This window comes from Bradyrhizobium sp. SRS-191 (genome assembly GCF_024586915.1).
Taxonomy (GTDB): domain Bacteria; phylum Pseudomonadota; class Alphaproteobacteria; order Rhizobiales; family Xanthobacteraceae; genus Bradyrhizobium.
The window spans coordinates 92,859-117,518 of sequence record NZ_JANBVS010000022.1 but is presented as its reverse complement, the minus strand read 5'-3'; the positions used below and the strand labels follow the sequence as shown (position 1 = coordinate 117,518).

Sequence of the window (24,660 nt, the reverse complement as noted above, 5' to 3'; positions counted from 1 at the left end):
GACATGGAATGGACAAGACCCAGCCGCATCCGCTGTTCAAGCTGGCCACCGAGCTCGGCCCGCTGATCGTGTTCTTCTTCGTCAATGCCAAGTTCAATCTGTTCGCCGCGACCGGCGCCTTCATGGTCGCGATCATCGCGGCGCTGATCGCGTCCTATGTCGTGACGCGGCACATTCCGCTGATGGCGCTGGTCACCGCCGTCGTCGTGATCGTGTTCGGCACGCTGACCTTGGTGCTGCACGACGAGACCTTCATCAAGGTGAAGCCGACCATCATCTACGGCCTGTTCGCGGCCGTGCTCGGCGGCGGGCTGCTGTTCAACCGCTCCTTCATCGCGATCATGTTCGATCAGATGTTCAATCTGACACCTGCGGGCTGGCGCATTCTCACCTTCCGTTGGGCGCTGTTCTTCGCCGCGATGGCGGTGCTGAACGAGATTGTCTGGCGCACGCAGACCACGGATTTCTGGGTCGGCTTCAAGGCCTTCGGCGTGCTGCCGCTGACCATGATCTTCGCCATCGCCCAGATGCCGCTGATCAAGCGCTACCACCTCGACCCGGCCTCGCTGGAAGCCAGCGATGCCGCGGAAGGGGATGTGAGCAAGGGGTAGTTGCGGCAAACTCTGATGTCGTCCCGGCCTTGAGCCGGGACCCAGAACCACAGGCTTGAGTTTGGGGCAGGCGCGTCGTTAACATCTTGCCCACCACGACGGCCGCGGAGTATGGGTCCCGGCTCAAGGCCGGGACGACACCGTCGGTCGTTGCACGAGCTCGGCAGTCACGTCCACTTGCAATGACGAGAAACTAACGGCTCACAGCAAGCGAACTAACTCCCCGCCTTCAGCGCCTTCTCGATTTCCGGCTTCAGCACCGCGTCGATGTTCTGCGCCGTGATCGGGCCGACCAGCTTGTAGACGATGGTGCCCTCGCGTCCGACGACGAAGGTCTCGGGCACGCCGTAGACGCCCCATTCGATGCCGGCGCGGCCGTTGCCGTCGACGCCGACGACGTCATAGGGATTGCCGTAGCGGCCGAGGAAGCGGCGGGCGTTGTCGGCGGCGTCCTTGTAGTTGATGCCGATGATCTGGAAGCGCTTGTCGCGGCCGAGATCGACCAGCAGCGGCGCCTCGTCGTGGCAGGGTACGCACCAGGACGCCCAGACGTTGACGATGCTGACCTTGCCCTTGAGCACGGCGGGATCGAGTCCGGGCACGGCGCCGCCGTCCTTGGCGAGCTCGGGCAGCGGCGGCAGCGGCGTCGCCGGCGCAGGGCGGCCGATCAGCGCCGAGGGGATTCGCGAGGGATCGCCATTGCCAAGCCGGAACCAGAACAGCGCGGCCAGCCCGAGAAACACCACGAGCGGCAGTAGCATCAACAGCGAGCGCCGGCGCGGCGCGGCTTCGGGAGCGGTCTGGTCGGTCATTGCATGTCCGTGGCGGCGCGGCCGGAGCGGCGGCTGATGCCGCTCTCCTCGAGCGCGCGCAGCCGCGCCTTCTGGGTGCGGTAGTCGATGGTGATCCAGGTGATCAGGAGCACCACCACCAGCGCGGCGGCGAGATAGGAGGTCGCGATGAAGGAGGTGTAGGGGCCGAGATCCATGTCAGGCCGCTCCCACGATCTGGCTGGTGGCACCGCTCGCCGGCGCATTGCCCTGGTAGGCACGGGCCTGCATCATCTGCAGGCTGCGCACGCGGCGGCGCAGGATCTCGTTGCGCATGGCCGCGACATGCAGTGTGATGAACAGGAACGAGAAGCCGATCGCCATCACCAGCAGCGGGATCAGGAACGACTTGTCGAGCGCCGGGCCGCCCATCCGCATCACCGAGGCTGGCTGGTGCAGCGTGTTCCACCAGTCCACCGAGAACTTGATGATCGGCAGGTTGATCGCGCCGACCAGCGTCAGCACGGCGGCGGCGCGCGCGGCGCGCGTGGGGTCCTCGACCGAGCGCCACAGCGCCATCAGGCCGAGATACATCAGGAACAGGATCAGCACCGAGGTCAGCCGCGCGTCCCACTCCCAGTAGGTGCCCCACATCGGCCGGCCCCACAGCGAGCCGGTCAGCAGCGCGAGAAAAGTGAAGCTGGCGCCGATCGGGGCGGCGGCCTTGGCGGCGACGTCGGCGAGGGGATGGCGCCATACCAGGGTGCCGAGCGAGGCGATGCTCATGACGCCCCAGACGAACATCGACAGCCACGCATTGGGCACGTGGATGAACATGATCTTGACGGTCGCGCCCTGCTGGTAATCGTCAGGTGCTAGTGCCGACAGGTACAGGCCGGCGCCGAGCAGCACGACGGTGACCAGCGCCAGCCACGGCAGCAGCCGCGCCGTGAGCGCAAGGAACCGGGTGGGATTGGCGAGGTCGATCAGCGACATGAAAACCTTGTTAAAGGCGGAAGCGGTTGCAGTCCATCAGCACGGCACGGCTGGCCAAGAGTTGATCATGGTCAAACCCCGCCGGTGTTCCGTTAGTCCAGGCCGTTGCGCAGGCTGGTTGCAGCCGCGAACGGGCCGATCACGAAGCTGACCAGCGACAGCGCACACAGGATCGAGAACGGCGCGCCGAACGGCAGCGGACCGACGATGGCCGCCTGCGACGCCGCGACGCCGAAGATCAGGACTGGAATGGACAGCGGCAGGACCAAAACGGCGAGCAGCAGGCCGCCGCGGGACATGGTCACCGCCAGCGCCGCGCCGATCATGCCGATGAAGGTCAGGGCCGGCGTGCCGGCCAGCAGGGTCAGCGCGACGGCGCCTGTTGCGGTGGCATCCAGGTTGAGCAGCAGGCCGAGGACGGGCGTGGCGATCACCAGCGGCAGGCCTGCGGCCAGCCAATGCGCCAGCGCCTTGGCGGCGCAGGCGAGCTCCAGCGGTGTCCGGCTCATGATGATCAGGTCGAGCGAGCCGTCCTCGTGGTCGGCGGTGAACAGGCGGTCGAGCGTCAGCAGGCTGGCGAGCAGGGCGCCGAGCCAGAGGATCGCCGGGCCGAGCCGGGTGAGCAGGGCGAGGTCCGGCCCGACGGCGAACGGCATCAGCACGACGACGGTGAGGAAGAACAGCACGCCGATCAGCGCACCGCCGCCGATGCGCAGCGCGATCCGGATGTCGCGGCGGATGAGGGCGCCGAGGGCGGTCATGCGGGGCGGGCCTTGGCGAGAAATGCTTGGGACCGACGCTGCGGCTCCGAGGTCGCTGCGCTCCCCTCCCCCTTGCGGGGAGGGGTCGGGGGTGGGGGTCCACACGGGGAGTCTTTGCTGGGACCCCCACCCCCAACCCCTCCCCGCAAGGGGGAGGGGGGCGCACCGATGCCGCGGTGAAAAATTGCCTGTCCCATCAACATCAGCTCAGCTTCCGATCCGCAGCTCGCGCGTGTCGATGCCGAGCGGCCCGTGCGTGGCTGCCACGATCAGTCCGCCGCCAGCGAGATGCTCGCGCATCAATCCTGCGAACATCGCCTGGCCCGCGACGTCGAGCGCAGCGGTGGGCTCGTCGAGCAGCCACAGCAGGCGCGGCACCGCGAGCAGGCGTGCCAGCGAGAGGCGGCGGCGCTGGCCGGCGGAGAGATAGCCGGCGGGGAGGTCGATGGCGTGGGCGATGCCGACGGCGGCGAGGCAATCCGGGATCGGCCGCGTCATTCCGCCGCCGAGGAAATCGGCCCAGAACGTCAGATTCTCGCGCACGCTGAGCGCCGGCTTCAGCGCGTCGCGGTGGCCGAGATAATGCGCCTGCTCCGGCACCGTCAGCTCACCCTCGCCGCCCTCGATCGCGATGGTGCCGCCGGCCGGCAGCAAGAGCCCTGCGATTAGCCGCAGCAGCGAGGTCTTGCCTGCGCCATTGTGCCCCGTCACCGCCAGCGCTTCGCCCGCGCGCGCCTCGAAGGCAAGGCTAGAGAACACCTCGCGGCCGCCACGCACGCATCTGACGTCGTGCCCGATCAGTCTTGGAGACAGCTGCATGGCGCGTGGTGACAGCCCTTACGAAATTGATGGCTAGCGTGTGAGAATTTGTGGGTGATGCCACGTCGAGACTTGATTGTCTCTGTAGCGACGCAGTTAGAAAGCTTCTATAAGCCCGACCTTGATGCAGCACACAATCGCCCGCTGCAAGCCATCCGGCGCCTCGCGCTGACGGTTCTTAAATACCCCCTCGGGGTATACAGATCAATTGGGATTCCCACGCATGACCTCGCTCGACAGCTTCAAGTGTCGCAAGACCCTCAAGGTCGGAACGAAGAGCTACATCTATTACAGCTTGCCCACAGCCGAGAAGAACGGTCTCAAGGACATCTCGAAGCTGCCGTATTCGATGAAGGTGCTGCTCGAGAACCTGCTGCGTAACGAGGACGGCCGCACCGTCACCAAGGACGACATCGTCGCGGTGTCGAAGTGGCTGCGCAAGAAGTCGCTGGAGCACGAGATCGCCTTCCGCCCGGCGCGCGTGCTGATGCAGGATTTCACCGGCGTGCCGGCAGTGGTCGACTTGGCCGCAATGCGCAACGCGATGCAGGCGCTCGGCGGCGACGCCGAGAAGATCAACCCGCTGGTGCCGGTCGACCTCGTCATCGACCACTCGGTGATCGTGAACTACTTCGGTGACAACAAGGCGTTCGGCAAGAACGTCGCCGAGGAGTACAAGCAGAACCAGGAGCGCTACGAATTCCTGAAGTGGGGCCAGAAGGCGTTCTCGAACTTCTCCGTCGTGCCGCCCGGCACCGGCATCTGCCATCAGGTCAATCTCGAATACCTGGCGCAGACGGTCTGGACCAAGAAGGAGAAGATGACGATCGGCCGGACCAAGGGCACCTTCGAGGTCGCCTATCCGGATTCGCTGGTCGGCACTGATTCGCACACCACCATGGTCAATGGCCTCGCCGTGCTCGGCTGGGGCGTCGGCGGCATCGAGGCCGAGGCCTGCATGCTCGGCCAGCCGCTGTCGATGCTGCTGCCGGACGTCGTCGGCTTCAAGCTGACCGGCGCGCTGAAGGAAGGCGTCACCGCGACCGACCTCGTGCTGACCGTCACCCAGATGCTGCGCAAGCTCGGCGTGGTCGGCAAGTTCGTCGAATTCTTCGGCCCCGGCCTCGACCATCTCTCGGTCGCCGACAAGTCGACCATCGCCAACATGGCCCCCGAATACGGCGCGACCTGCGGCTTCTTCCCGGTCGACACCGCCACGATCGACTATCTCAAGACCTCGGGCCGCAAGGGCCCGCGCGTCGCGCTGGTCGAGGCCTACGCCAAGGCGCAGGGCCTGTTCCGCACCGGCAAGTCGGCTGACCCGGTGTTCACGCAGACGCTGAACCTCGATCTCGCCGACGTCGTGCCGTCGATGGCCGGTCCGAAGCGTCCCGAGGGCCGCATCGCGCTGCCTGCCGTAGCCGAGGGCTTCGCCACCGCGCTGGCGGGTGAGTACAAGAAGCCGGATGCCGCCGAGCAGCGCTTCGCGGTCGAGGGCAAGGATTTCGACATCGGCCATGGCGACGTCGTCATCGCCGCCATCACCTCCTGCACCAACACCTCGAACCCGAGCGTGCTGATCGGCGCTGGCCTGCTGGCCCGCAACGCCGCCGCCAAGGGCCTCAAGGCCAAGCCGTGGGTGAAGACCTCGCTCGCTCCGGGCAGCCAGGTGGTTGCCGAATACCTCGCTAACTCCGGCCTGCAGAAGGACCTCGACAAGGTCGGCTTCAATCTGGTCGGCTTCGGCTGCACCACCTGCATCGGCAATTCCGGCCCGCTGCCGGAGGAGATCTCGAAGTCGATCAACGACAACGGCGTCGTCGCGGCGGCGGTGCTGTCGGGCAACCGCAACTTCGAAGGCCGCGTCTCGCCGGACGTGCAGGCCAACTACCTGGCCTCGCCGCCGCTGGTCGTCGCCTACGCGCTAGCCGGCACCGTGACCAAGGACCTCGCGGTCGAGCCGATCGGCATCGGCAAGGACAAGAAGCCGGTCTACCTGAAGGACATCTGGCCGACGACGAAGGAGGTCAACGACTTCGTCAAGAAGTTCGTCAAGGCCTCGATCTTCAAGAAGCGCTACGCCGACGTGTTCAAGGGCGACACCAACTGGCGCAAGATCAAGACGGTCGAGAGCGAGACCTATCGCTGGAACATGTCGTCGACCTACGTGCAGAACCCGCCGTATTTCGAGGGCATGAAGAAGGAGCCGGAGCCGATCAAGGACATCCTCGAGGCCCGCGTGCTGGCGCTGTTCGGCGACAAGATCACCACCGACCACATCTCGCCGGCCGGTTCGATCAAGCTGACCTCGCCCGCCGGCAAGTTCCTCAGCGAGCACCAGGTCCGTCCGGCCGACTTCAACCAGTACGGCACCCGCCGCGGCAATCACGAGATCATGATGCGCGGCACCTTCGCCAACATCCGCATCAAGAACTTCATGCTCAAGGGCGCCGACGGCAACATCCCCGAGGGCGGCCTGACCAAGCACTGGCCCGACGGCGAGCAGATGTCGATCTACGATGCCGCCATGAAGTACCAGGAAGAGGGCGTGCCGCTGGTGGTGTTCGCCGGCGCCGAATACGGCAACGGCTCATCGCGCGACTGGGCGGCCAAGGGCACCCGTCTGCTCGGTGTCCGCGCCGTGGTCTGCCAGAGCTTCGAGCGCATCCATCGTTCGAACCTGGTCGGCATGGGCGTGCTTCCGCTCACCTTCCAGGAGGGCACGTCCTGGTCGTCGCTGGGCCTGAAGGGCGACGAGAAGGTCACCATCAAGGGCCTGCAGGGCGACCTGAAGCCGCGCCAGACGCTGACCGCGGAGATTGTGTCGGCTGACGGTGCATCGCAGCAGGTGCCGCTGCTCTGCCGGATCGATACGCTGGACGAGCTGGACTACTACCGCAACGGCGGCATCCTGCACTACGTGCTGCGGAAGCTCGCCGCTTAACCAAAGCGCGATGCGACAGTTTGGCTCACTCTGAAGTGAGTAGCGGGTGATGAAGGAGGCGGCCTATGACAAGGGCCGCCTCCTTTGCATTTTCGGTTTATTAACTACGAGGACGGCATCGCGGATGTGATGGCGCGCGAGCGCGCAGCGGACGGTGGTCCAGACGGGACAGTGGCGATGAGTGGACAGATGTCGTGGTGGTCGCGCGCGGCGCTTGGTGTCTGTGCGGTCATTGCCTTCGTCCGGCCGGCTGCCGCCGATCCCCGTGCGGTGATCGAACTCTTTACGTCGCAAGGCTGCTCGTCCTGTCCGCCGGCCGACAAGCTGCTCGGCGACCTCTCCCGCGACCCCTCCGTGATCACCCTGTCTCTGCCGATCGATTATTGGGACTATCTCGGCTGGAAGGACACCTTGGCCGACTCCCGCTTCACGGCCCGGCAGCGCGCTTATTCGCGGGCGCGGGGCGATCGTGAGGTCTACACCCCGCAGGCCGTGGTCAACGGTGCCGTGCATGTGATCGGCAGCGATCGCGAGGCGATCGAGGGCGCCATCGAAGAGACCGGCCGAGGCGGCGCCGTGATGTCGGTGCCGGTCAGCCTGTCGATCGAAGGCCAGGAGCTGACCGTGTCGGTCGCGGCGGCCGACGAGCACGCGCCGCGCAGGCACGGTGAGGTCTGGGTCTGCTCGATCTCACGCGTCGTTCCGATCCAGGTCGCGCGCGGCGAGAATGGCGGGCGCGAGCTGACCTACTATAACGTCGTTCGCGGTCTGATGAAGCTGGGTGACTGGAACGGAGCGTCTGCCAGCTGGAGCGTCCCGCTCGAGAAGATCGCCCGAGAGGGCGTCGACGGCGCCGTCGTCTATGTCCAGGACGGCAGCCGGGACCGGCCCGGCCTGATGCTCGGCGCGGCCCGCTCGGACCTGCCATTTCTCACCCGGACTTCGGCGACGACGCGCGCTCCCGAGCGCTGAGCCTCTTCGCCGCTCACCTTCATACGGCCTGCAAGACGGCTTGCAAGACAACTTGATCCACGGCGCGACTCGCCGGGTCCAGGGCGCACGCGCGTCGCAGCATCTCGCGCGAGCTCACGCCAAAAAAGCAAAAGGACCAACTTGCGTTGGCCCTTTGCCTTTACTTGTGAATAGACCCGATCCTGACGACCCCGGGGGGCTGGGGGCTGAGGAATCCGGAACCGAAAGGACCGGGCCAACGCACACGAATCTTATGCCTAACGTCGGGGGCAGTCCCTGGGCGGAAACACGGCGCGATTATGATTCCGCTAACGATCCCGTGACGCTTGCGTGTTCGCGGAACTCGCGTTCGTCGCAGAAGCTGCCAAAGACGCTGCCAAGTTCGATAACGAAAACCGCCCCTTGCGGCTTTCACCGGTTGGCGCGATCATGTCACACAGATGACAGGAGGACGCTCATGAACCTCACCCCGGAGGATGCCGACCCCAGCGAGAACCGCGCGGCGGCGCGCAACGCGGCCGCAGCGCCGACCCGGGTGACGTTCGACCGCCTCGAGCTGAACCGCATCCTCAATCTCTACGGCCGCATGGTCGCCGACGGTGAGTGGCGCGACTACTCGATCGACTTCCTGCGCGACCGCGCCGTGTTCTCCGTCTTCCGCCGCGCATCCGAGGTGCCGCTCTACCGCATCGAGAAGGACCCGCGGCTGGCGCGCAAGCAGGGCATGTACAGCGTGATCTCGGCGACCGGCCTGATCCTGCGCCGCGGCCATGAGCTGGAGCGCGTGCTGCTGGTGATCGCGCCGAAGCCTGCGCTGGTCTGAGCCGGCGCTCCCGGTCGATCGGCGCGACCTAAGCCGGGATGTCGTTGCTGCCGCTCCCGAGCGGACGTTGCATCATGACGGTATCGAGCCAGCGGCCGAATTTCAGGCCGACGCTGGGATGGGTGCCGATCATCTGGAAGCCGCAAGCCGTATGCAGGCCGACGGAGCCGGCATTGGCGGAGTCGCCGATGACCGCGATCATCTGGCGGAAGCCTCTGATCTCGCACGCCTCGATCAGCGTCCGCATCAGCCGCATCCCGATGCCGCGGCGCTGGCTGGCCGGCGCGAGGTAGACCGAGTTTTCGACCGTGAAGCGATAAGCGGGCCGCGGCCGGTAAGGCCCGGCATAGGCATAGCCCACCACCTCCCCATCCAGCAGGGCGGCGAAATAGGGGAAGCCGCCGTCGCTCAGCGCCCGAAAGCGTCGGGTCATTTCCGCCAGATCCGGCGGGTCCAGCTCGAACGTGGCGGTACCCTCGCGGACGGCCTGGCCGTAGATCGCGGTGATGGCGGGAAGGTCGGCCTCGGCCGTCGGGCGGATTTCAATGCTGGACATGGCCGGAACATACCAGCGCGCGAAAGCCGTTCAACCTCCGCCGAACATGGCTCCGGTCTGCCGTGCAGGGATGCAGCCCGCGTGGAGAGGGGGCTATCGCATTTGGCGATCGGAGCGGTGCGCCGTCCGTCTCCACATCGTCATGGCCGGGCATGACGGAGTAAACCAACTGCTAGGATTGTTCGTCGCGACAGCCCCGCCGCCTGCAGGGTGCCCCAAACGAAAAGCCCCGGCGCGGAGGCCGGGGCTTTGAAGGTCGCTCGCTCGAGCCGTTGGATCAGTCGCGCTGTCCGAGCAGCTGCAGCAGCAGCGTGAACAGGTTGATGAAGTTCAAGTACAGCGACAGGGCGCCGGTAATCGCTGCGCGCTCGGCGATGTCGCCGCCCGCGGAGGCGTAGCCGTAGATGTACTCGTTCTTCAGGCGCTGCGTGTCCCAGGCGGTCAGGCCGGCGAACACGAACACGCCGATCACCGAGACGATGAACTGCAGCATCGAGCTCGCCAGGAACAGGTTCACGAGGCTCGCCAGCACGATGCCGATCAGGCCCATGAACAGGAACGAGCCCATGCCCGTCATGTCACGCTTGGTCGTGTAGCCGTACAGGCTGAGCGCGCCGAACGTCGCCGCGGTGATGAAGAACACACGCACGATCGAGGTGTGGGTGTACACCAGGAAGATCGACGACAGCGACACGCCCATCAAGGCCGAGAACACCCAGAACAGGATCTGCGCGGTCGACGGCGCAAGGCGGTTGATGCCGGCCGAGATCGCGAACACCATGACCAGGGGGGCCAGGATGAATAGCCACTTCAGCGGGCTCACGAACATCGCGTAGCCGAACTGCGTCAGATAGGCGTTGCCGAACTTGAACACGCCCGCCGCCGGATCGCCGGTCACCGACGCCATGTAGACGCCCAGCGCCGCGAGGCCGGTGATGGCCAGGCCGATGCTCATGTAGTTGTAGATGCGCAGCATGTAGGCGCGCAGACCGGCGTCGACGGTCGCGGCATCGGCGCGCCCGGCCACCCGGCCAAAGGGTGAAGCATAGTTGCGGTTGAGGTCCGACATGGTCGAATTCCCGTTGGTTGCCCGGCAGCCCGGTCCTGGCAGGACCTTTGGCCGGTTCTCGAAAAACCCTATCTCATAGAGCCTGCCATCGATATTAAATTTGCGTCATCGGCAAATTCGCCATCTTTTGGCAAATCTCTTTGGCGGCTCTCTGAGCCCATTCCCTAAATGGGAAACTAGCATATTTGGTGCAAGCTTCCACGCGCGGCTGAATGTCGCTCCGCGCGCGTCTGCGCCGTGAAAATCCCGTTAACCGTGCGGCATGAGCGCACAATACCTCAAACACCAGAGCGTCAAAGGTTCCTCAGAACCGTTGCCGGCTTCTGGTTGAGCGCCAGTAGCGTACCGGCGAGGCCGAGGCCCACGGTCACCACCAGGGCGGCCAGCACCACCAGCGCAGCGCTCCCGGCTTGCCAGGCGAAGCTCAGGGTCATCAACCGCGTCACGATCAGCCAGGCCGAGACGGAGCCTGCGATGACGCCGAACGCGGCGGTGGCAAAACCGATCATGAGATATTCGAGCGCGTAGGCGCCGAGCAGCCGCAGCCGCGTGGCGCCCAGCGTCTTCAGGATCACGGCGTCATAGACGCGATGGCGGTGGCCCGCGGCCAGCGCGCCGCCGAGGACGAGGATGGCCGAGATCAGCGTCACCGCGCTGGCGCCCCGGATGGCGAGCGCGAGATTTGAGACCACCGAGCCCACGGTTTCCATGACCTCGCGAACCCGTACGCTCGTCACCATCGGGAAGGCGTCCGCCACCTTGCGGATGACGCGGGCGTCCTCTGCGCTGTCGGAGCGTGCCTCGGTCAACGTGGCGACGTGGGTGTGGGGCGCGCCCTTGAAGGCATTCGGCGAGAACACCAGCACGAAGTTGATGCCCATGCCCTGCCAGTCGATCGTGCGCATGTTGCCGATCTTCGCCGTGATGTCGCGCCCGAGCACGTTGACGACGATGTCATCGCCGAGCTTGAGGCCCAGACCATCGGCGATCCGCTTCTCGATCGAGACCAGCGCCGGGCCGCTGTAGTTGTCGCCCCACCATTCGCCCTCGACGACCTTGGAGCCCTTCGGGATCTCGCCGGTATAGGTCAGGCCGCGGTCGCTCTGCAGCACCCATTCGGTGTCCGCTGTCGCCTTGAGGTCCTCGGCGCGCACGCCGCGGGCCGAGACGATCCGGCCGCGCAGCATCGGCACGTCGTCGACGGTGGATTGCGGCGCCAGACCCTTGAGGAAGTCGCGGAAGCGGTCGGCGTCGCCCGAGGGCACGTCGATGAAGAAGAACGACGGCGCCTGCTCCGGCAGTTGCGCCAGGAATTGCCGCCGCAGATTGCCGTCGATCTGGGTGATGGTGACCAGCACCGCGAGCCCCAGTCCGAGCGACAGCACCACCGAGGGCGTCAAGGCGCCTGGGCGGTAGATGTTGCTGACCGCGAGCCGCAGCATCGGGAAGCGGCTGCGCGGCGCGGCGCGCGCGATCGCCATCACGACAGCCGCAATGCCGCGCAACAGCACGAACACCAGCGCGGCGGCGACGACGAACACCGCGGCGATCTTCTTGTCGTAGGACAGGCCGACCACGACGGCGATCAGCAGTGCGACGGTGCCGGCGATCAGCGCCAGATAGCTCCAGCGCGGCCGATGCCATTCGGCGATGACCGCTTCCCGGAACAGCGCCGCCACCGGCACGTCACGCACGCGCCCGAGCGGCCACAGACCGAACGCGAGCGCCGTGAGCAGGCCGTAGAGGAAGGACAGCGCCAGCTCGTCCGGATGCACCGCAGGGATCACCGGCAGCGGCAGGATCTTGCCGAACAGGCCGACGATGGCGAAGGGCAGGGCGGCGCCGGCGCAGAGTCCGATGATCGAACCGATGGTCGCAAGGACCATCACCTGCACGAGGTAGATGCCGAACACGTCGCGGCTGGTGGCGCCGAGCGCCTTGAACGCCGCGATCACCTCGGTGCGGCGATCGACATGGCTCTTCACGGCGTTGGCGACGCCGACCCCGCCGACCAGCAGCGCGGCGAGGCCGACCAGGGTCAGGAATTGGGTGAAGCGGCCGATCGTCCGCTCCAGCTGCGGCGAGGCGTTGCTGCGGCTGCGGATCTCCCAGCCGGCCTGCGGCAAGGTCAGGCGGGTGTCGGCGATGAAGGACGCGGCGGCGTGGTCGTCGGTGGCGTTGTCGGGCAGCCGGACGCGATAGGTCCAGCGCACCAGGCTTCCCGGCTGCAGCAACGGGGTGGCGCGCAGGCCGGCCTCGCTGATCAGGAAGCGCGGCCCGAGGCCGATGCCGCCGGACAGCTTGTCCGGCTCGGCCTGCAAAGCGCTGCGGATCTGGAAACGGACGGTGTCGATGTTGACGATGTCGCCGACCTTGATGTCGAGGCGAGCCAGCAGCGCCGGATCGGCGGCGGCGCCGAACACGCCGTCGCGCTCGGCCAGGATGTCAGCCAGCGGCAAGTCGGGCTGCAGCTCGGCCTTGCCGAGCAGCGGGTAGGCGTTGTCGACCGCCTTGAGCTCGACCAGCGCCAGTTTGGCATCACCTGCCCGCACCATGGCGCGCAAGGTCGCCGCCAGCGACAGCTGGCCGCGCGAGCGCAGGAAGGCGATCTCCTCGGGCTTGGCTTCGCGCTGAAACAGCGAGAACGCGACGTCGCCGCCGAGCAGCGTGCGGCCCTCGCGGACGAGTCCGTCATTGAGGCTGGCGGCCACGGAGCCGACGCCGGCAATGGCGAGCACGCCGAGCGCGATGCACGCGATGAAGACATAGAAGCCGCGCAGGCCGCCGCGCAGCTCGCGCAGGGCGTAGCGCACCGGCAGCGCCGCCATGCGGCGGCCGGGAAGCGGTTCGGACAGGGTGCTCATGCGTCGGCAGGCTCGTGCGCGCCGTCGGCTTCGATCCGCCCCGAACGCAGCCGCACCACGCGGTCGCAGCGATGCGCGAGGCCGCTGTCGTGGGTCACCAGCACCAAGGTCATGCCGCGCTCGGCATGCTTGGTGAACAGCAGGTCGACGATCTGCCGCCCGGTCGACTCATCGAGATTGCCGGTCGGCTCGTCGGCCACCAGGATCGCCGGATCAGGCGCCAGTGCGCGCGCCAACGCGACGCGTTGCTGTTCGCCGCCGGACAATTGTGTCGGATAGTGATGCAGCCGGTGGCCGAGCCCGACCTGCTCCAGCTCCCGGGCGGCGCGCTCGGCGGCGCCGGAATGGCCGGCCAGCTCGAGCGGCACTGCGACGTTCTCCAGCGCGGTCATGGTCGGGATCAGATGGAATGACTGGAAGACGATGCCGACCTGGCGGCCGCGGAACCGGGCCAGGGCGTCCTCGTCCAGGGCATTGAAAGCGGTGCCGCTGACCACCACCTGACCGCTGTCCGGACGTTCCAACCCCGCCATCACCATCAGCAGCGTGGACTTCCCCGATCCCGAGGGGCCGATCAGGCCGATCGTCTCGCCCTGTCCCACCCGCAGGCTGATGTCCTTGAGGATATGAACCCGCGCCGCGCCGGTGCCGAGCGAGAGGTTGACGTTGGAGATGGTAATGGTGTCCGGCGCAGTGCCGGCCAAACGCGAGGTTTCGATGAGACTGTCCATGGCTCGGTCATATGGCAACTCCGCAAGCCGGGTCGAGGGGCGCGGACGCATCTTCGTGCACATACTCGTGTTGATGCTCGCCTTGATGACAGTCGGGCCGGCGCTCGCCGGCGCTGATCCTGGAAAGCCGATCAAGCTCGTCGTGCTTGGCGATTCGTTGAGCGCCGGCCTTGGACTCTCCGCGTCGGACTCCTTCCCGTCCAAGCTGCAAAAGGCGTTGCAGGCCAAGAGGCTGCCGATCGACCTGACCAATGCCGGCGTGTCCGGCGACACCGCGTCCGGCGGCCGTGACCGGCTCGACTGGTCGGTGGCCGACGGCACCGAGGCTGTCATCGTCGAGCTCGGCGCCAATGATGCGCTTCGCGGCATCGATCCCGCCGTCACGCGCAAGGCGCTGACCGAGATCGTCACCAAGCTGAAGGCGCGCGGCATCGCGGTCATGCTGTGCGGAATGCTGGCACCGCCGAACTACGGCAGTGACTACGCCGCGAAGTTCAACGCGATCTATCCCGATCTCGCCAAGGAGTTCGGCGTGCCGCTGTATCCGTTCTTCCTCGACGGCGTCGCCGCTGACGCCAAGCTCAACCAGGCGGACGGCATTCACCCCACGTCTGCCGGCGTCGACATCATCGTCGCCCGGATGCTGCCTACGGTCGAAGCATTCCTGCGTCCGCTTCGTGGGCAATGAAGGAACGAAGCCGTCGGCCGGACATTTGCGATAACCTTAAAGACCGGGTTTTCCGCAGGTTTTCACCGCGTTAACGCTCCCTCCGTCGCGGAGTCATATAAGTTCGGTAGGAATGTTGCATTGGCGATTCGTCGTCGATCATCTCGTCAAGGCATGATCTCGTCACCTTTCGAGATCAGCCTCCAGCATCGGGAGTCCTGAAACGATGCCGCGTCTGTTTACTGGACTGGAGATCCCGGCCGAAGTCGGCCACACCCTCTCCAATTTGCGGGGTGGCCTCCCCGGCGCCCGCTGGATCGATCCTGAAAATTATCATGTGACATTGCGCTTCATCGGCGACATCGACGGCGCCTCCGCCAACGAGATCGCCGCGATGCTGTGGCGGGTGAACCGCAAGCCGTTCGAGGTCACGGTGCAGGGCCTCTCCAGCTTCGGCGGCCGCAAACCGCGCGCTGTGGTCGCCAACATCGCGCCGAGCCGGCCGCTGATCGAGCTGCAGGCCGAACTCGAACGGATGATGCAGCGGATTGGCCTCGATCCGGAAGGGCGCAAATTCGTCCCGCATGTGACCTTGGCGCGGCTGCATGATGCCTCGAGCCAGGATGTTGCCGATTATCTCTCGGTTCGCGGCTACTTCCCGAGCCGGGTGTTCATGGCCGAGCGCTTCGTGCTGTTCTCGTCCCGTGCTTCCACGGGAGGAGGGCCGTATGTGGTGGAGGATGCCTACGATCTGTGCGCCGCCTGACGCGGCGGCTCACCGAAGCGAGACGTCGTTAGCCCGCAACTAACGCGCGCCGGCGCGTTTGCGTGCCATATACCACGATCCCACGGCCTCGCTGCATGGCGGCTTCCACCATTTGCGGATTGCATTTTCCGTTAGTCTCATGACCTAGAGTGGGCTCATGCTGTCCACTCCCTCAGACGCGTTCCGCGCGCAATATCAGTCGCTGGTCGACACCGGTGCGATCGAAGCCGACCCGGCGCAGGCCGAGGTCGCCGATGCCTTGGCGGCGCTGGAGCGCCGCCTGTCCACCTACAAGCCCGCCCGCAAGCAGAGCCTGTTCGGTCGCCTCTTTTCCGACAAGACCGAGCCGCCGAGCGGCCTCTATGTCCATGGCGAGGTCGGCCGCGGCAAGACCATGCTGATGGACCTGTTCTTCCAGAACTGTCCCGTCGAGCACAAGCGCCGCGGGCATTTTCACGAGTTCATGGCCGAGGTGCATGAGCGCATCTACGGCTATCGCCAGAACATCGCGCGCGGCGAGCTCGCCGATGCGGATGTGATCGGGCTCACCGCGCAGGCGATCTTCGATCAGGCCTGGCTGCTGTGCTTCGACGAATTCCACGTCACCGACATCGCCGACGCGATGATCCTGGGCCGGCTGTTCGCTAAATTGTTCGAGCTCGGCACTGTCGTGGTTGCGACGTCCAACGTCGCGCCGGAAGACCTCTACAAAGGCGGTCTCAACCGCGCGCTGTTCCTGCCCTTCATCAAGCAGATCGCCGACCACATGGACGTGGTGCGGCTGGATGCGCGCACGGACTTCCGGCTGGAGAAGCTCGCGGGCGTGAAGATGTGGCTGGTGCCGGCTGATGTCGATGCGCGCGCGGCGCTCGACAAGGCCTGGGCGCGGCTGACCGGCAACGCCCGCTGCAAGTCACGCGACATGACGATCAAGGGGCGCATCCTGCATATCCCGTGCTCGGCCAATGGCGTCGCGCGCTTCGGCTTTGCCGATCTCTGCGAGAAGCCGCTCGCGGCGTCCGACTATCTGCGGCTCGCGCACGACTATCATACGATCCTGATCGACCACGTTCCGGTGATGGATCTGGCCGAGCGCAACGCCGCCAAGCGCTTCATCACCCTGATCGACACGCTCTACGACAACGCCGTGAAGCTGATCGCCTCGGCCGAGGCCGATCCGATCTCGCTCTATGTCGCGACCGAGGGCATCGAGGCCATGGAGTTCAAGCGCACGTCGTCGCGCCTGATCGAGATGGGCTCGGAATCCTATCTGGCTCTGCCGCACGGCCGGAAGGACTCGGCCGCATCCGGGACTTCTACGGGCCTGGTCGAAACCTGACAAACACCGCCTTTCCGGCAGCGCCCGCCGCCGGGCACACAGCCGCGAAAAGGCCACGTCAATCATGCTGAAAGGATCATCAGCAGACCTCGCCCGGTCCTGATCGAAATCAAGGCACGCCCGCCAATTGGCCATAGCGTGACTTGAACGGCCCGGGCGAAAGGGATAACCACCCACTCGACTTTTCAACCTCCCTCACCCCTTCGGGTTAAAAGGAAATTTGCCATGGCGCGCGACAAGATTGCTTTGATTGGCTCCGGTCAGATCGGCGGAACGCTGGCTCACCTCGTCGGCCTCAAGGAGCTCGGCGACGTCGTGATGTTCGACATTGCCGAAGGCGTTCCGCAGGGCAAGGCGCTCGACATCGCGCAGTCCTCGCCGGTCGACGGCTTCGACGCCCACTACACCGGCGCCAACTCCTACGAGGCGCTCGACAACGCCAAGGTGTGCATCGTCACCGCCGGCGTGCCGCGCAAGCCCGGCATGAGCCGCGACGATCTGCTGTCGATCAACCTGAAGGTGATGGAGCAGGTCGGCGCCGGCATCAAGAAGTACGCCCCCGACGCCTTCGTCATCTGCATCACCAACCCGCTCGACGCGATGGTCTGGGCGCTGCAGAAGGCTTCCAACCTTCCGGCGAAGAAGGTCGTCGGCATGGCCGGCGTGCTGGACTCCGCCCGCTTCCGCTACTTCCTGGCCGATGAGTTCAACGTGTCGGTCGAGGACGTCACCGCCTTCGTGCTCGGCGGCCACGGCGACACCATGGTGCCGCTGACCAAGTACTCGACCGTCGCCGGCATTCCGCTGCCCGACCTGGTCAAGATGGGCTGGACCTCGCAGGCCCGCATCGACGAGATCGTCGACCGCACCCGCAACGGCGGCGCCGAGATCGTCAACCTGCTGAAGACCGGCTCGGCCTACTACGCGCCGGCTGCCTCGGCGATCGCGATGGCCGAGAGCTATCTGCGCGACAAGAAGCGCGTGCTGCCCTGCGCCGCGTATCTCAACGGCGAGTTCGGCGTGAAGGACATGTATGTCGGCGTTCCCGTCGTGATCGGCTCCAAGGGTGTCGAGCGCATCGTCGAGATCGAGCTCGCCGGCAAGGACCGCGAGGCGTTCGACAAGTCGGTCGGCGCCGTGCAGGGCCTGGTCGACGCCTGCAAGAAGATCGCGCCCGACCTGCTCGGCCGCTGAAGTTGGCAGGGCGGGCCATCCGCCCGCTCCGATGAGTTGCAGGATGCTTGGTATATGGTATACCAAGCATCCGCAAAACACTTATAGACGTCACCACCCCAGCGGGGGTTCGGGGAGCAAGCGCTTATGAACATTCACGAATATCAGGCCAAGGCACTGCTGCACGAGTTCGGCGTGCCGATTTCCAAGGGCGTGCCGGTTCTCCGTCCGGAGGACTCGGATGCGGCGGCGAAGACGCTCGGCGGTCCGGTCTGGGTCGTGAAGAGCCAGATCCACGCCGGTGGCCGTGGCAAGGGCAAGTTCAAGGAGGCCTCGGCCGGCGACAAGGGCGGCGTCCGCCTCGCCAAGTCGATCGACGAGGTCAACGCCTTCGCCAAGCAGATGCTCGGCGCGACCCTGGTGACCGTGCAGACCGGCCCGGACGGCAAGCAGGTCAACCGCCTCTACATCGAGGACGGTTCTGATATCGACAAGGAGTTCTATCTGTCGCTGCTGGTCGACCGCGAGACCTCGAAGGTCGCGTTCGTGGTGTCGACCGAAGGCGGCGTCAACATCGAGGACGTCGCGCACAGCACCCCTGAGAAGATCATCACCTTCTCGGTCGATCCGGCCACCGGCGTCATGGGACATCACGGCCGCGCCGTCGCCAAGGCCCTCAAGCTCACCGGCGATCTCGCCAAGCAGGCCGAGAAACTGACCACCCAGCTCTACACCGCCTTCGTCGCCAAGGACATGGCGATGCTCGAGATCAACCCGCTGGTCGTGACCAAGCAGGGTCAGCTCCGCGTGCTCGACGCCAAGGTGTCGTTCGACTCCAACGCGCTGTTCAAGCATCCGGAAGTCGTCGCGCTACGTGACGAGACCGAGGAGGACGCGAAGGAGATCGAGGCCTCCAAGTACGACCTCAACTACGTCGCGCTCGACGGCACCATCGGCTGCATGGTCAACGGCGCCGGCCTCGCCATGGCGACGATGGACATCATCAAGCTCTACGGCATGGAGCCCGCCAACTTCCTCGACGTCGGCGGCGGCGCCAGCAAGGAGAAGGTCGCGGCGGCGTTCAAGATCATCACCGCCGACCCGAACGTGAAGGGCATCCTGGTCAACATCTTCGGCGGCATCATGAAGTGCGATGTCATCGCCGAGGGCGTCGTGGCCGCGGTGAAGGAAGTTGGCCTGAAGGTGCCGCTGGTGGTGCGCCTCGAAGGCACCAATGTCGATCTCGGCAAGAAGATCATCAGCGAGTCCGGTCTGAACGTGCTGCCCGCCGACAATCTCGACGACGCCGCGCAGAAGATCGTCAAGGCCGTCAAGGGAGGCTGAGCGCCGGTTCAGGCGCTCGCTTCACCCTCACCGCAACGCTTTTAGAGAAAGCACGATGTCCATCCTCATCGACAAGAACACCAAGGTCATCTGCCAGGGCTTCACTGGCAAGAACGGCACCTTCCACTCCGAGGCGGCGATCGCCTACGGCACCAAGATGGTCGGCGGCACCTCGCCGGGCAAAGGCGGCTCGACCCATCTCGGTCTGCCCGTCTTCGACACCGTCAAGGAGGCCCGCGAGGCCACCGGCGCCGACGCCTCCGTGATCTACGTGCCGCCGCCGGGAGCTGCGGATGCGATCTGCGAGGCGATCGACGCCGAAGTACCGCTGATCGTCTGCATCACCGAGGGTATCCCGGTGCTGGACATGGTCCGCGTCAAGCGCTCGCTTGTGGGCTCCAAGTCGCGCCTGATCGGGCCGAACTGCCCGGGCGTGATGACCGCCGGCGAGTGCAAGATCGGCATCATGCCGGCCAACATCTTCAAGCCCGGCTCGGTCGGCATCGTGTCGCGCTCCGGCACCCTGACCTATGAAGCCGTGTTCCAGACCACCTCGGAAGGCCTTGGTCAGACCACGGCTGTCGGCATCGGCGGCGACCCGGTCAAGGGCACCGAGTTCATCGACATGCTGGAGATGTTCCTGGCCGACCCGAAGACCACCTCGATCATCATGATCGGCGAGATCGGCGGCTCGGCCGAGGAGGACGCGGCGCAGTTCATCAAGGACGAGGCCAAGCGCGGCCGCAAGAAACCGATGGTGGGATTCATCGCCGGCGTCACCGCTCCTCCCGGCCGCCGCATGGGCCATGCCGGCGCGATCATCTCGGGCGGCAAGGGCGATGCCGGTTCGAAGACGGCCGCGATGGAAGCTGCTGGTATCACAGTCTCTCCGTCGCCGGCGCGCCTCGGCAAGACGCTTGTCGAAAAGTTGAAATCCTGATTCAGGACTTAGTGCTTTTCGGCGCGAATATTTACAAAGAATAAGGTAAACCGTCCTAACCGAGCCTGACCCCCTTTTCACAGTGGGTCAGGCATTGCGCCGTTTTTGATGGGCGCATCGAAATTACCAGGACGCTACCATGTCTCGCCAAGATGCGAACGCCGCCTTCGCCCTGTCGTCTTTTCTGCAGGGCACCAATGCCACCTACATCGATGAGATCTACGCGCGCTACGAGAAGGATCCGTCGTCGGTCGATGCCGACTGGCAGGAGTTCTTCAAGAGCCTGAAGGACGCGCCGGCCGACGTTCAGAAGAACGCCTCGGGCCCCTCCTGGGAGCGCAACAACTGGCCGGTCTCCCCTCGCGACGAATTGACCTCCGCGCTCGACGGCAACTGGGCCGTGGTCGAGAAGAAGGTCGGCGAGAAGATCGCGGCCAAGGCGCAGACCAAGGGCGTCGAATTGTCGCCGGCCGACGTCAACCAGGCCACCCGCGACTCCGTCCGCGCGTTGATGCTGATCCGCGCCTACCGCATGCGTGGCCACTTCCACGCCAAGCTCGATCCCCTCGGGATCGAGGCACCGAAGAATCGCGAGGAGCTCGACCCGCGCTCCTACGGCTTCACGGAAGCCGACTACGACCGCAAGATCTTCCTCGATCACGTGCTCGGCCTCGAATACGGCTCCCTGCGCGACATCGTCGCGATCTGCGAGCGCACCTACTGCCAGACGCTCGGCGTCGAGTTCATGCACATCTCGAACGCGGCGCAGAAGGCCTGGATCCAGGAGCGCATCGAGGGGCCGGACAAGGAGATCTCGTTCACCCGCGAGGGCCGTCGCGCCATCCTGCAGAAGCTGATCGAGTCCGAAGGGTTCGAGAAGTTCTGCGACGTCAAGTTCACCGGCACCAAGCGCTTCGGCCTCGACGGCGGCGAGTCGCTGATCCCGGCCCTGGAACAGATCATCAAGCGCGGCGGCAATCTCGGCGTGAAGGAGATCGTGCTCGGCATGCCGCATCGCGGCCGCCTCAACGTGCTGACCCAGGTGATGGGCAAGCCGCATCGTGCTCTCTTCCACGAGTTCAAGGGCGGCTCGGCCAACCCCGACGCGGTCGAAGGCTCCGGCGACGTCAAGTATCACCTCGGCGCCTCGTCGGACCGCGAGTTCGATGGCAACCGCATCCATCTGTCGCTGACCGCCAACCCGTCGCATCTCGAGATCGTCGACCCGGTCGTGCTCGGCAAGGTGCGCGCCAAGCAGGACCAGCACGGTGATCCGCCGGATATGCGCATCTCGGTGCTGCCGCTCCTGATGCATGGCGACGCCGCCTTCGCGGGCCAGGGCGTCGTGGCCGAGTGCTTCGCGCTGTCCGACCTGAAGGGCTACCGGACCGGTGGCTCGATTCATTTCATCGTCAACAACCAGATCGGCTTCACGACCTATCCGCGCTACTCGCGCTCGTCGCCGTATCCGTCCGACGTCGCCAAGATGATCGACGCGCCGATCTTCCATGTGAACGGCGACGATCCGGAGGCCGTGGTGTTCGCGGCCAAGGTCGCGATCGAATTCCGGCAGAAATTCCACAAGCCGGTCGTGATCGACATGTTCTGCTACCGCAGGCATGGTCACAACGAAGGTGACGAGCCCGCGTTCACCCAGCCGGTGATGTACAAGAAGATCGCCGGCCATGCGACGACCCTGGAGATCTACTCCAAGCGTCTGGTCGCCGAGGGCGTGATGACCGAGGGCGAGGTCGACAAGGCCAAGGCCGATTGGCGTGCCCGTCTCGACGCCGAGTTCGAGGCCGGCACCTCGTATCGTCCGAACAAGGCCGACTGGCTCGATGGCAAATGGGCGGGCCTGAAGTCCGCCGACCAGGAGGAAGAGGCTCGCCGCGGCGTGACCGGCGTCGAGCTCGACCGCCTCAAGGAGATCGGCCGCAAGATCACCAAGGTGCCGGACGGCTTCCGCCTGCACCGCACGATCCAGCGCTTCCTGGAGAATCGCGCCAAGGCGATCGACAGCGGCATCGGGCTCGATTGGGCGACCGGCGAGGCGCTGGCGTTCTGCTCGCTGCTGCTCGAAGGCCACAAGGTTCGTCTGTCCGGCCAGGATTGCGAGCGCGGCACGTTCTCGCAGCGTCATTCGGTGCTGATCGACCAGGAGGACGAGAGCCGCTACACGCCGTTCAACCACCTGGGAACGGAGCAGGGCCACTTCGAGGTCATCAACTCGCTACTGTCGGAAGAGGCCGTGCTCGGCTTCGAATACGGCTACTCGCTGGCCGAGCCGAACACGTTGACGCTCTGGGAGGCCCAGTTCGGCGACTTCGCCAACGGCGCGCAGGTGCTGTTCGACCAGTTCATCTCCTCGGGCGAGCGCAAATGGCTGCGCATGTCCGGCCTGGTCTGCCTGCTGCCGCACGGCTATGAGGGCCAGGGTCCGGAGCATTCGTCGGCCCGTCTCGAGCGTTACTTGCAGATGTGCGCCGAGGACAACATGCAGGTGGTGTATCCGACCACGCCGGCGAACTACTTCCACGTCATGCGCCGCCAGCTGCACCGCGAGATCCGCAAGCCGCTGATCGTGATGACGCCGAAATCGCTGCTGCGCCACAAGCGCGCGGTGTCGCGTCTGGAAGAGCTGGCCAAGGGTACGACGTTCCACCGCATCCTGTACGATGACGCCCAGATGCAGGCGGACGACAAGACCAAGCTGGTGCCGGACGATCAGATCCGCCGCATCGTGCTGTGCTCGGGCAAGGTCTATTACGACCTCTATGACGAGCGCGAGAAGCGCGGGCTCAACGACGTCTATCTGATGCGCATCGAGCAGCTCTATCCGGTGCCGCTCAAGGCGCTGGTCGCCGAGCTCGGCCGCTTCAAGAACGCCGAGGTCGTGTGGTGCCAGGAAGAGCCGCGCAATATGGGCGCCTGGCACTTCATCGAGCCGTATATCGAGTGGGTGCTGAACCAGACCGGGGCTAAGAGCAAGCGTCCGCGCTATGCCGGCCGCGCCGCGTCGGCGGCGACCGCCACGGGCCTGATGTCCAAGCATCTCGCCCAGCTGAAGGCGCTGCTCGACGAAGCCTTGAACTGAACCTGCCTTTGAAGGCGCCCCGCAGATCATTGCGGGGCGCAAGTACAAGTCCATCGCGTTGGTTGTCCGGGTCGCATCGCTTGCTCGCCGCAAGGCGATGGCGGACGGGCTTTATGACCGCACGGGTTATTGAGGATAGAGACCATGACTGACATTCGCGTTCCGACGCTCGGTGAATCCGTCACCGAAGCCACCATCGGCCGCTGGTTCAAGAAGGCCGGCGACGCGGTTGCCGTCGACGAGCCGCTCGTCGAGCTGGAGACCGACAAGGTCACCATCGAGGTGCCGTCGCCGTCGGCCGGCACGCTCGGCGAGATCATTGCCAAGGACGGCGAGACCGTCGCCGTCGGCGCGCTGCTCGGCCAGATCACCGACGGTGCCGTTGCCGCCAAGCCGGCTGCTGCCGCTCCCGCCGCCGCTCCGGCGAAGCCCGCCGCGGCTGCACCGGCTGCCGCTCCGGCGCCGGCCAAGGCGCTTCCGGCTGACACGCCGCAGGCGCCGTCGGTGCGCAAGCTCTCGGCCGAGAGCGGCGTCGATGCCACCACCGTGCCCGGCTCCGGCAAGGATGGACGCGTCACCAAGGGCGACATGCTGGCCGCGATCGAGCGCGCCGCCTCCGCCCCGACCCCGGTCAATCAGCCCGCCGCTTCCGTGCAGGTGCGTGCGCCGTCGCCGGCCGACGATGCCGCCCGCGAGGAGCGCGTCAAGATGACCCGGCTGCGCCAGACCATCGCGCGCCGCCTCAAGGACGTGCAGAACACCGCGGCGATGCTGACGACCTTCAACGAGGTCGACATGACCAACGTCATGGCGCTGCGCAGCCAGTACAAGGACGTGTTCGAGAAGAAGCACGGCTCGAAGCTCGGCTTCATGGGCTTCTTCACCAAGGCCGTCGTGCAGGCGCTGAAGGACATCCCGGCCGTCAACGCCGAGATCGACGGCAGCGATCTGATCTACAAGAACTACTACCACATCGGCGTCGCCGTCGGCACCGACAAGGGCCTGGTCGTGCCGGTCGTGCGCGACTGCGACCACAAGTCGATCGCCGACATCGAGAAGGGCATCGCCGATTTCGGCCGCCGCGCCCGCGACGGCCAGCTCAAGATCGACGAGATGCAGGGCGGCACCTTCACGATCACCAATGGCGGCATCTACGGCTCGCTGATGTCGACCCCGATCCTGAACGCGCCGCAGTCCGGCATCCTCGGCATGCACAAGATCCAGGAGCGCCCGGTCGTGGTCGGCGGCAAGATCGAGGTCCGCCCGATGATGTATCTGGCGCTGTCCTACGATCACCGCGTCATCGACGGCAAGGAAGCCGTGACCTTCCTGGTTCGCGTCAAGGAAAGCCTGGAAGATCCGGCGCGCCTCGTGCTGGATCTCTGATCGATCTGATAGCCGATGTTCGCGAGGCGCGC

The 24,660-nt window shown here is 65.7% G+C and carries 21 protein-coding genes; 12 read left to right on the top strand and 9 right to left on the bottom strand.

The features are described from left to right. Positions 1-8: 8 nt before the first annotated feature. Positions 9-611 carry a septation protein A gene (locus NLR35_RS29605; RefSeq protein ID WP_257170063.1) on the top strand — a complete coding sequence of 201 codons (603 nt, stop codon included), beginning with the start codon at positions 9-11 and terminating at the stop codon, positions 609-611. Positions 612-826: 215 nt separating this feature from the next. On the opposite strand, the gene NLR35_RS29600 is transcribed toward NLR35_RS29605, so the two are convergent. The 5 genes from NLR35_RS29600 to ccmA all read right to left on the bottom strand — a co-directional run bounded on the left by NLR35_RS29600 (position 827) and on the right by ccmA (position 3,957). After that, a complete protein-coding gene (locus tag NLR35_RS29600) occupies positions 827-1,423 on the bottom strand; it encodes a DsbE family thiol:disulfide interchange protein (RefSeq protein ID WP_257170062.1) in 597 nt (198 codons plus the stop codon). Further along, a complete protein-coding gene (ccmD, locus tag NLR35_RS29595) occupies positions 1,420-1,599 on the bottom strand; it encodes a heme exporter protein CcmD (protein ID WP_257170061.1) in 180 nt (59 codons plus the stop codon). Before ccmD ends, NLR35_RS29600 begins: the two co-directional genes overlap by 4 nt. 1 nt (position 1,600) lies before the next feature. Continuing rightward, positions 1,601-2,377 (bottom strand): heme ABC transporter permease, encoded by a 777-nt coding sequence (locus NLR35_RS29590; RefSeq protein ID WP_257170060.1) that lies wholly within the window; start codon positions 2,375-2,377, stop codon positions 1,601-1,603. A 92-nt stretch (positions 2,378-2,469) separates the two neighbouring features. Continuing rightward, entirely contained in the window at positions 2,470-3,138 is a 669-nt protein-coding gene (ccmB, locus tag NLR35_RS29585) for a heme exporter protein CcmB (RefSeq protein WP_006611638.1), read from the bottom strand. A 207-nt stretch (positions 3,139-3,345) separates the two neighbouring features. Beyond that, positions 3,346-3,957, bottom strand: a complete 612-nt coding sequence (gene ccmA / locus NLR35_RS29580) for a heme ABC exporter ATP-binding protein CcmA (protein ID WP_257170059.1) — start codon at positions 3,955-3,957, stop codon at positions 3,346-3,348. A gap of 223 nt (positions 3,958-4,180) precedes the next feature. Between ccmA and acnA the strand changes: the two genes are divergently transcribed. The 3 genes from acnA (at position 4,181) to NLR35_RS29565 (ending at position 8,696) form a co-directional block, all read left to right on the top strand. Continuing rightward, positions 4,181-6,901, top strand: coding sequence for an aconitate hydratase AcnA (acnA, locus tag NLR35_RS29575; RefSeq protein ID WP_257170058.1), 2,721 nt, complete (start codon positions 4,181-4,183; stop codon positions 6,899-6,901). A 189-nt stretch (positions 6,902-7,090) separates the two neighbouring features. Beyond that, entirely contained in the window at positions 7,091-7,873 is a 783-nt protein-coding gene (locus NLR35_RS29570; RefSeq protein WP_257170081.1) for a thioredoxin family protein, read from the top strand. 457 nt (positions 7,874-8,330) lie between these two features. Beyond that, positions 8,331-8,696 carry a DUF2794 domain-containing protein gene (locus tag NLR35_RS29565; RefSeq protein WP_257170057.1) on the top strand — a complete coding sequence of 122 codons (366 nt, stop codon included), beginning with the start codon at positions 8,331-8,333 and terminating at the stop codon, positions 8,694-8,696. Between the two features lie 28 nt (positions 8,697-8,724). On the opposite strand, the gene NLR35_RS29560 is transcribed toward NLR35_RS29565, so the two are convergent. The 4 genes from NLR35_RS29560 to NLR35_RS29545 form a co-directional block, all read right to left on the bottom strand. Further along, positions 8,725-9,252, bottom strand: coding sequence for a GNAT family N-acetyltransferase (locus NLR35_RS29560; protein ID WP_257170056.1), 528 nt, complete (start codon positions 9,250-9,252; stop codon positions 8,725-8,727). A 277-nt stretch (positions 9,253-9,529) separates the two neighbouring features. Then, on the bottom strand, positions 9,530-10,321 hold the full coding sequence (locus tag NLR35_RS29555) for a Bax inhibitor-1/YccA family protein (RefSeq protein ID WP_257170055.1): 792 nt from the start codon (positions 10,319-10,321) through the stop codon (positions 9,530-9,532). Between the two features lie 293 nt (positions 10,322-10,614). After that, positions 10,615-13,185, bottom strand: coding sequence for an ABC transporter permease (locus tag NLR35_RS29550; RefSeq protein ID WP_257170054.1), 2,571 nt, complete (start codon positions 13,183-13,185; stop codon positions 10,615-10,617). Further along, positions 13,182-13,916: an ABC transporter ATP-binding protein gene (locus tag NLR35_RS29545; protein WP_006609300.1), complete on the bottom strand. Its 735-nt coding sequence runs from the start codon at positions 13,914-13,916 to the stop codon at positions 13,182-13,184. Before NLR35_RS29545 ends, NLR35_RS29550 begins: the two co-directional genes overlap by 4 nt. A gap of 55 nt (positions 13,917-13,971) precedes the next feature. On the opposite strand from NLR35_RS29545, the gene NLR35_RS29540 reads away from it, so the two are divergent. From NLR35_RS29540 to odhB, 8 genes are all read left to right on the top strand, one after another. After that, positions 13,972-14,604, top strand: a complete 633-nt coding sequence (locus NLR35_RS29540; RefSeq protein ID WP_257170080.1) for an arylesterase — start codon at positions 13,972-13,974, stop codon at positions 14,602-14,604. Between the two features lie 205 nt (positions 14,605-14,809). Next, positions 14,810-15,349 carry an RNA 2',3'-cyclic phosphodiesterase gene (gene thpR, locus NLR35_RS29535; protein WP_257170053.1) on the top strand — a complete coding sequence of 180 codons (540 nt, stop codon included), beginning with the start codon at positions 14,810-14,812 and terminating at the stop codon, positions 15,347-15,349. Positions 15,350-15,506: 157 nt separating this feature from the next. Continuing rightward, positions 15,507-16,688 (top strand): cell division protein ZapE, encoded by a 1,182-nt coding sequence (gene zapE / locus NLR35_RS29530; protein WP_257170052.1) that lies wholly within the window; start codon positions 15,507-15,509, stop codon positions 16,686-16,688. A gap of 225 nt (positions 16,689-16,913) precedes the next feature. Beyond that, positions 16,914-17,882: a malate dehydrogenase gene (gene mdh / locus NLR35_RS29525; protein ID WP_015663565.1), complete on the top strand. Its 969-nt coding sequence runs from the start codon at positions 16,914-16,916 to the stop codon at positions 17,880-17,882. Between the two features lie 126 nt (positions 17,883-18,008). Beyond that, positions 18,009-19,205 (top strand): ADP-forming succinate--CoA ligase subunit beta, encoded by a 1,197-nt coding sequence (sucC, locus tag NLR35_RS29520; protein ID WP_257170051.1) that lies wholly within the window; start codon positions 18,009-18,011, stop codon positions 19,203-19,205. A 55-nt stretch (positions 19,206-19,260) separates the two neighbouring features. Beyond that, positions 19,261-20,145 (top strand): succinate--CoA ligase subunit alpha, encoded by an 885-nt coding sequence (sucD, locus tag NLR35_RS29515; protein WP_172112915.1) that lies wholly within the window; start codon positions 19,261-19,263, stop codon positions 20,143-20,145. Positions 20,146-20,284: 139 nt separating this feature from the next. Continuing rightward, positions 20,285-23,242, top strand: a complete 2,958-nt coding sequence (locus tag NLR35_RS29510; protein WP_257170050.1) for a 2-oxoglutarate dehydrogenase E1 component — start codon at positions 20,285-20,287, stop codon at positions 23,240-23,242. A gap of 144 nt (positions 23,243-23,386) precedes the next feature. Next, on the top strand, positions 23,387-24,628 hold the full coding sequence (gene odhB, locus NLR35_RS29505) for a 2-oxoglutarate dehydrogenase complex dihydrolipoyllysine-residue succinyltransferase (RefSeq protein ID WP_257170049.1): 1,242 nt from the start codon (positions 23,387-23,389) through the stop codon (positions 24,626-24,628). The last annotated feature ends 32 nt before the right edge of the window (positions 24,629-24,660 follow it).

Coding starts and splice junctions, on each gene's coding strand:
- NLR35_RS29570 (WP_257170081.1), top strand. CDS start 7,091: ATGTCGTGGTGGTCGCGCGCGGCGCTTGGTGTCTGTGCGGTCATTGCC.
- NLR35_RS29560 (WP_257170056.1), bottom strand. CDS start 9,252: ATGTCCAGCATTGAAATCCGCCCGACGGCCGAGGCCGACCTTCCCGCC.
- NLR35_RS29600 (WP_257170062.1), bottom strand. CDS start 1,423: ATGACCGACCAGACCGCTCCCGAAGCCGCGCCGCGCCGGCGCTCGCTG.
- NLR35_RS29590 (WP_257170060.1), bottom strand. CDS start 2,377: ATGTCGCTGATCGACCTCGCCAATCCCACCCGGTTCCTTGCGCTCACG.
- odhB (WP_257170049.1), top strand. CDS start 23,387: ATGACTGACATTCGCGTTCCGACGCTCGGTGAATCCGTCACCGAAGCC.
- thpR (WP_257170053.1), top strand. CDS start 14,810: ATGCCGCGTCTGTTTACTGGACTGGAGATCCCGGCCGAAGTCGGCCAC.
- zapE (WP_257170052.1), top strand. CDS start 15,507: ATGCTGTCCACTCCCTCAGACGCGTTCCGCGCGCAATATCAGTCGCTG.
- NLR35_RS29605 (WP_257170063.1), top strand. CDS start 9: ATGGACAAGACCCAGCCGCATCCGCTGTTCAAGCTGGCCACCGAGCTC.
- NLR35_RS29510 (WP_257170050.1), top strand. CDS start 20,285: ATGTCTCGCCAAGATGCGAACGCCGCCTTCGCCCTGTCGTCTTTTCTG.
- NLR35_RS29545 (WP_006609300.1), bottom strand. CDS start 13,916: ATGGACAGTCTCATCGAAACCTCGCGTTTGGCCGGCACTGCGCCGGAC.
- acnA (WP_257170058.1), top strand. CDS start 4,181: ATGACCTCGCTCGACAGCTTCAAGTGTCGCAAGACCCTCAAGGTCGGA.
- NLR35_RS29550 (WP_257170054.1), bottom strand. CDS start 13,185: ATGAGCACCCTGTCCGAACCGCTTCCCGGCCGCCGCATGGCGGCGCTG.
- ccmD (WP_257170061.1), bottom strand. CDS start 1,599: ATGGATCTCGGCCCCTACACCTCCTTCATCGCGACCTCCTATCTCGCC.
- NLR35_RS29565 (WP_257170057.1), top strand. CDS start 8,331: ATGAACCTCACCCCGGAGGATGCCGACCCCAGCGAGAACCGCGCGGCG.
- sucC (WP_257170051.1), top strand. CDS start 18,009: ATGAACATTCACGAATATCAGGCCAAGGCACTGCTGCACGAGTTCGGC.
- sucD (WP_172112915.1), top strand. CDS start 19,261: ATGTCCATCCTCATCGACAAGAACACCAAGGTCATCTGCCAGGGCTTC.
- NLR35_RS29555 (WP_257170055.1), bottom strand. CDS start 10,321: ATGTCGGACCTCAACCGCAACTATGCTTCACCCTTTGGCCGGGTGGCC.
- ccmB (WP_006611638.1), bottom strand. CDS start 3,138: ATGACCGCCCTCGGCGCCCTCATCCGCCGCGACATCCGGATCGCGCTG.
- ccmA (WP_257170059.1), bottom strand. CDS start 3,957: ATGCAGCTGTCTCCAAGACTGATCGGGCACGACGTCAGATGCGTGCGT.
- mdh (WP_015663565.1), top strand. CDS start 16,914: ATGGCGCGCGACAAGATTGCTTTGATTGGCTCCGGTCAGATCGGCGGA.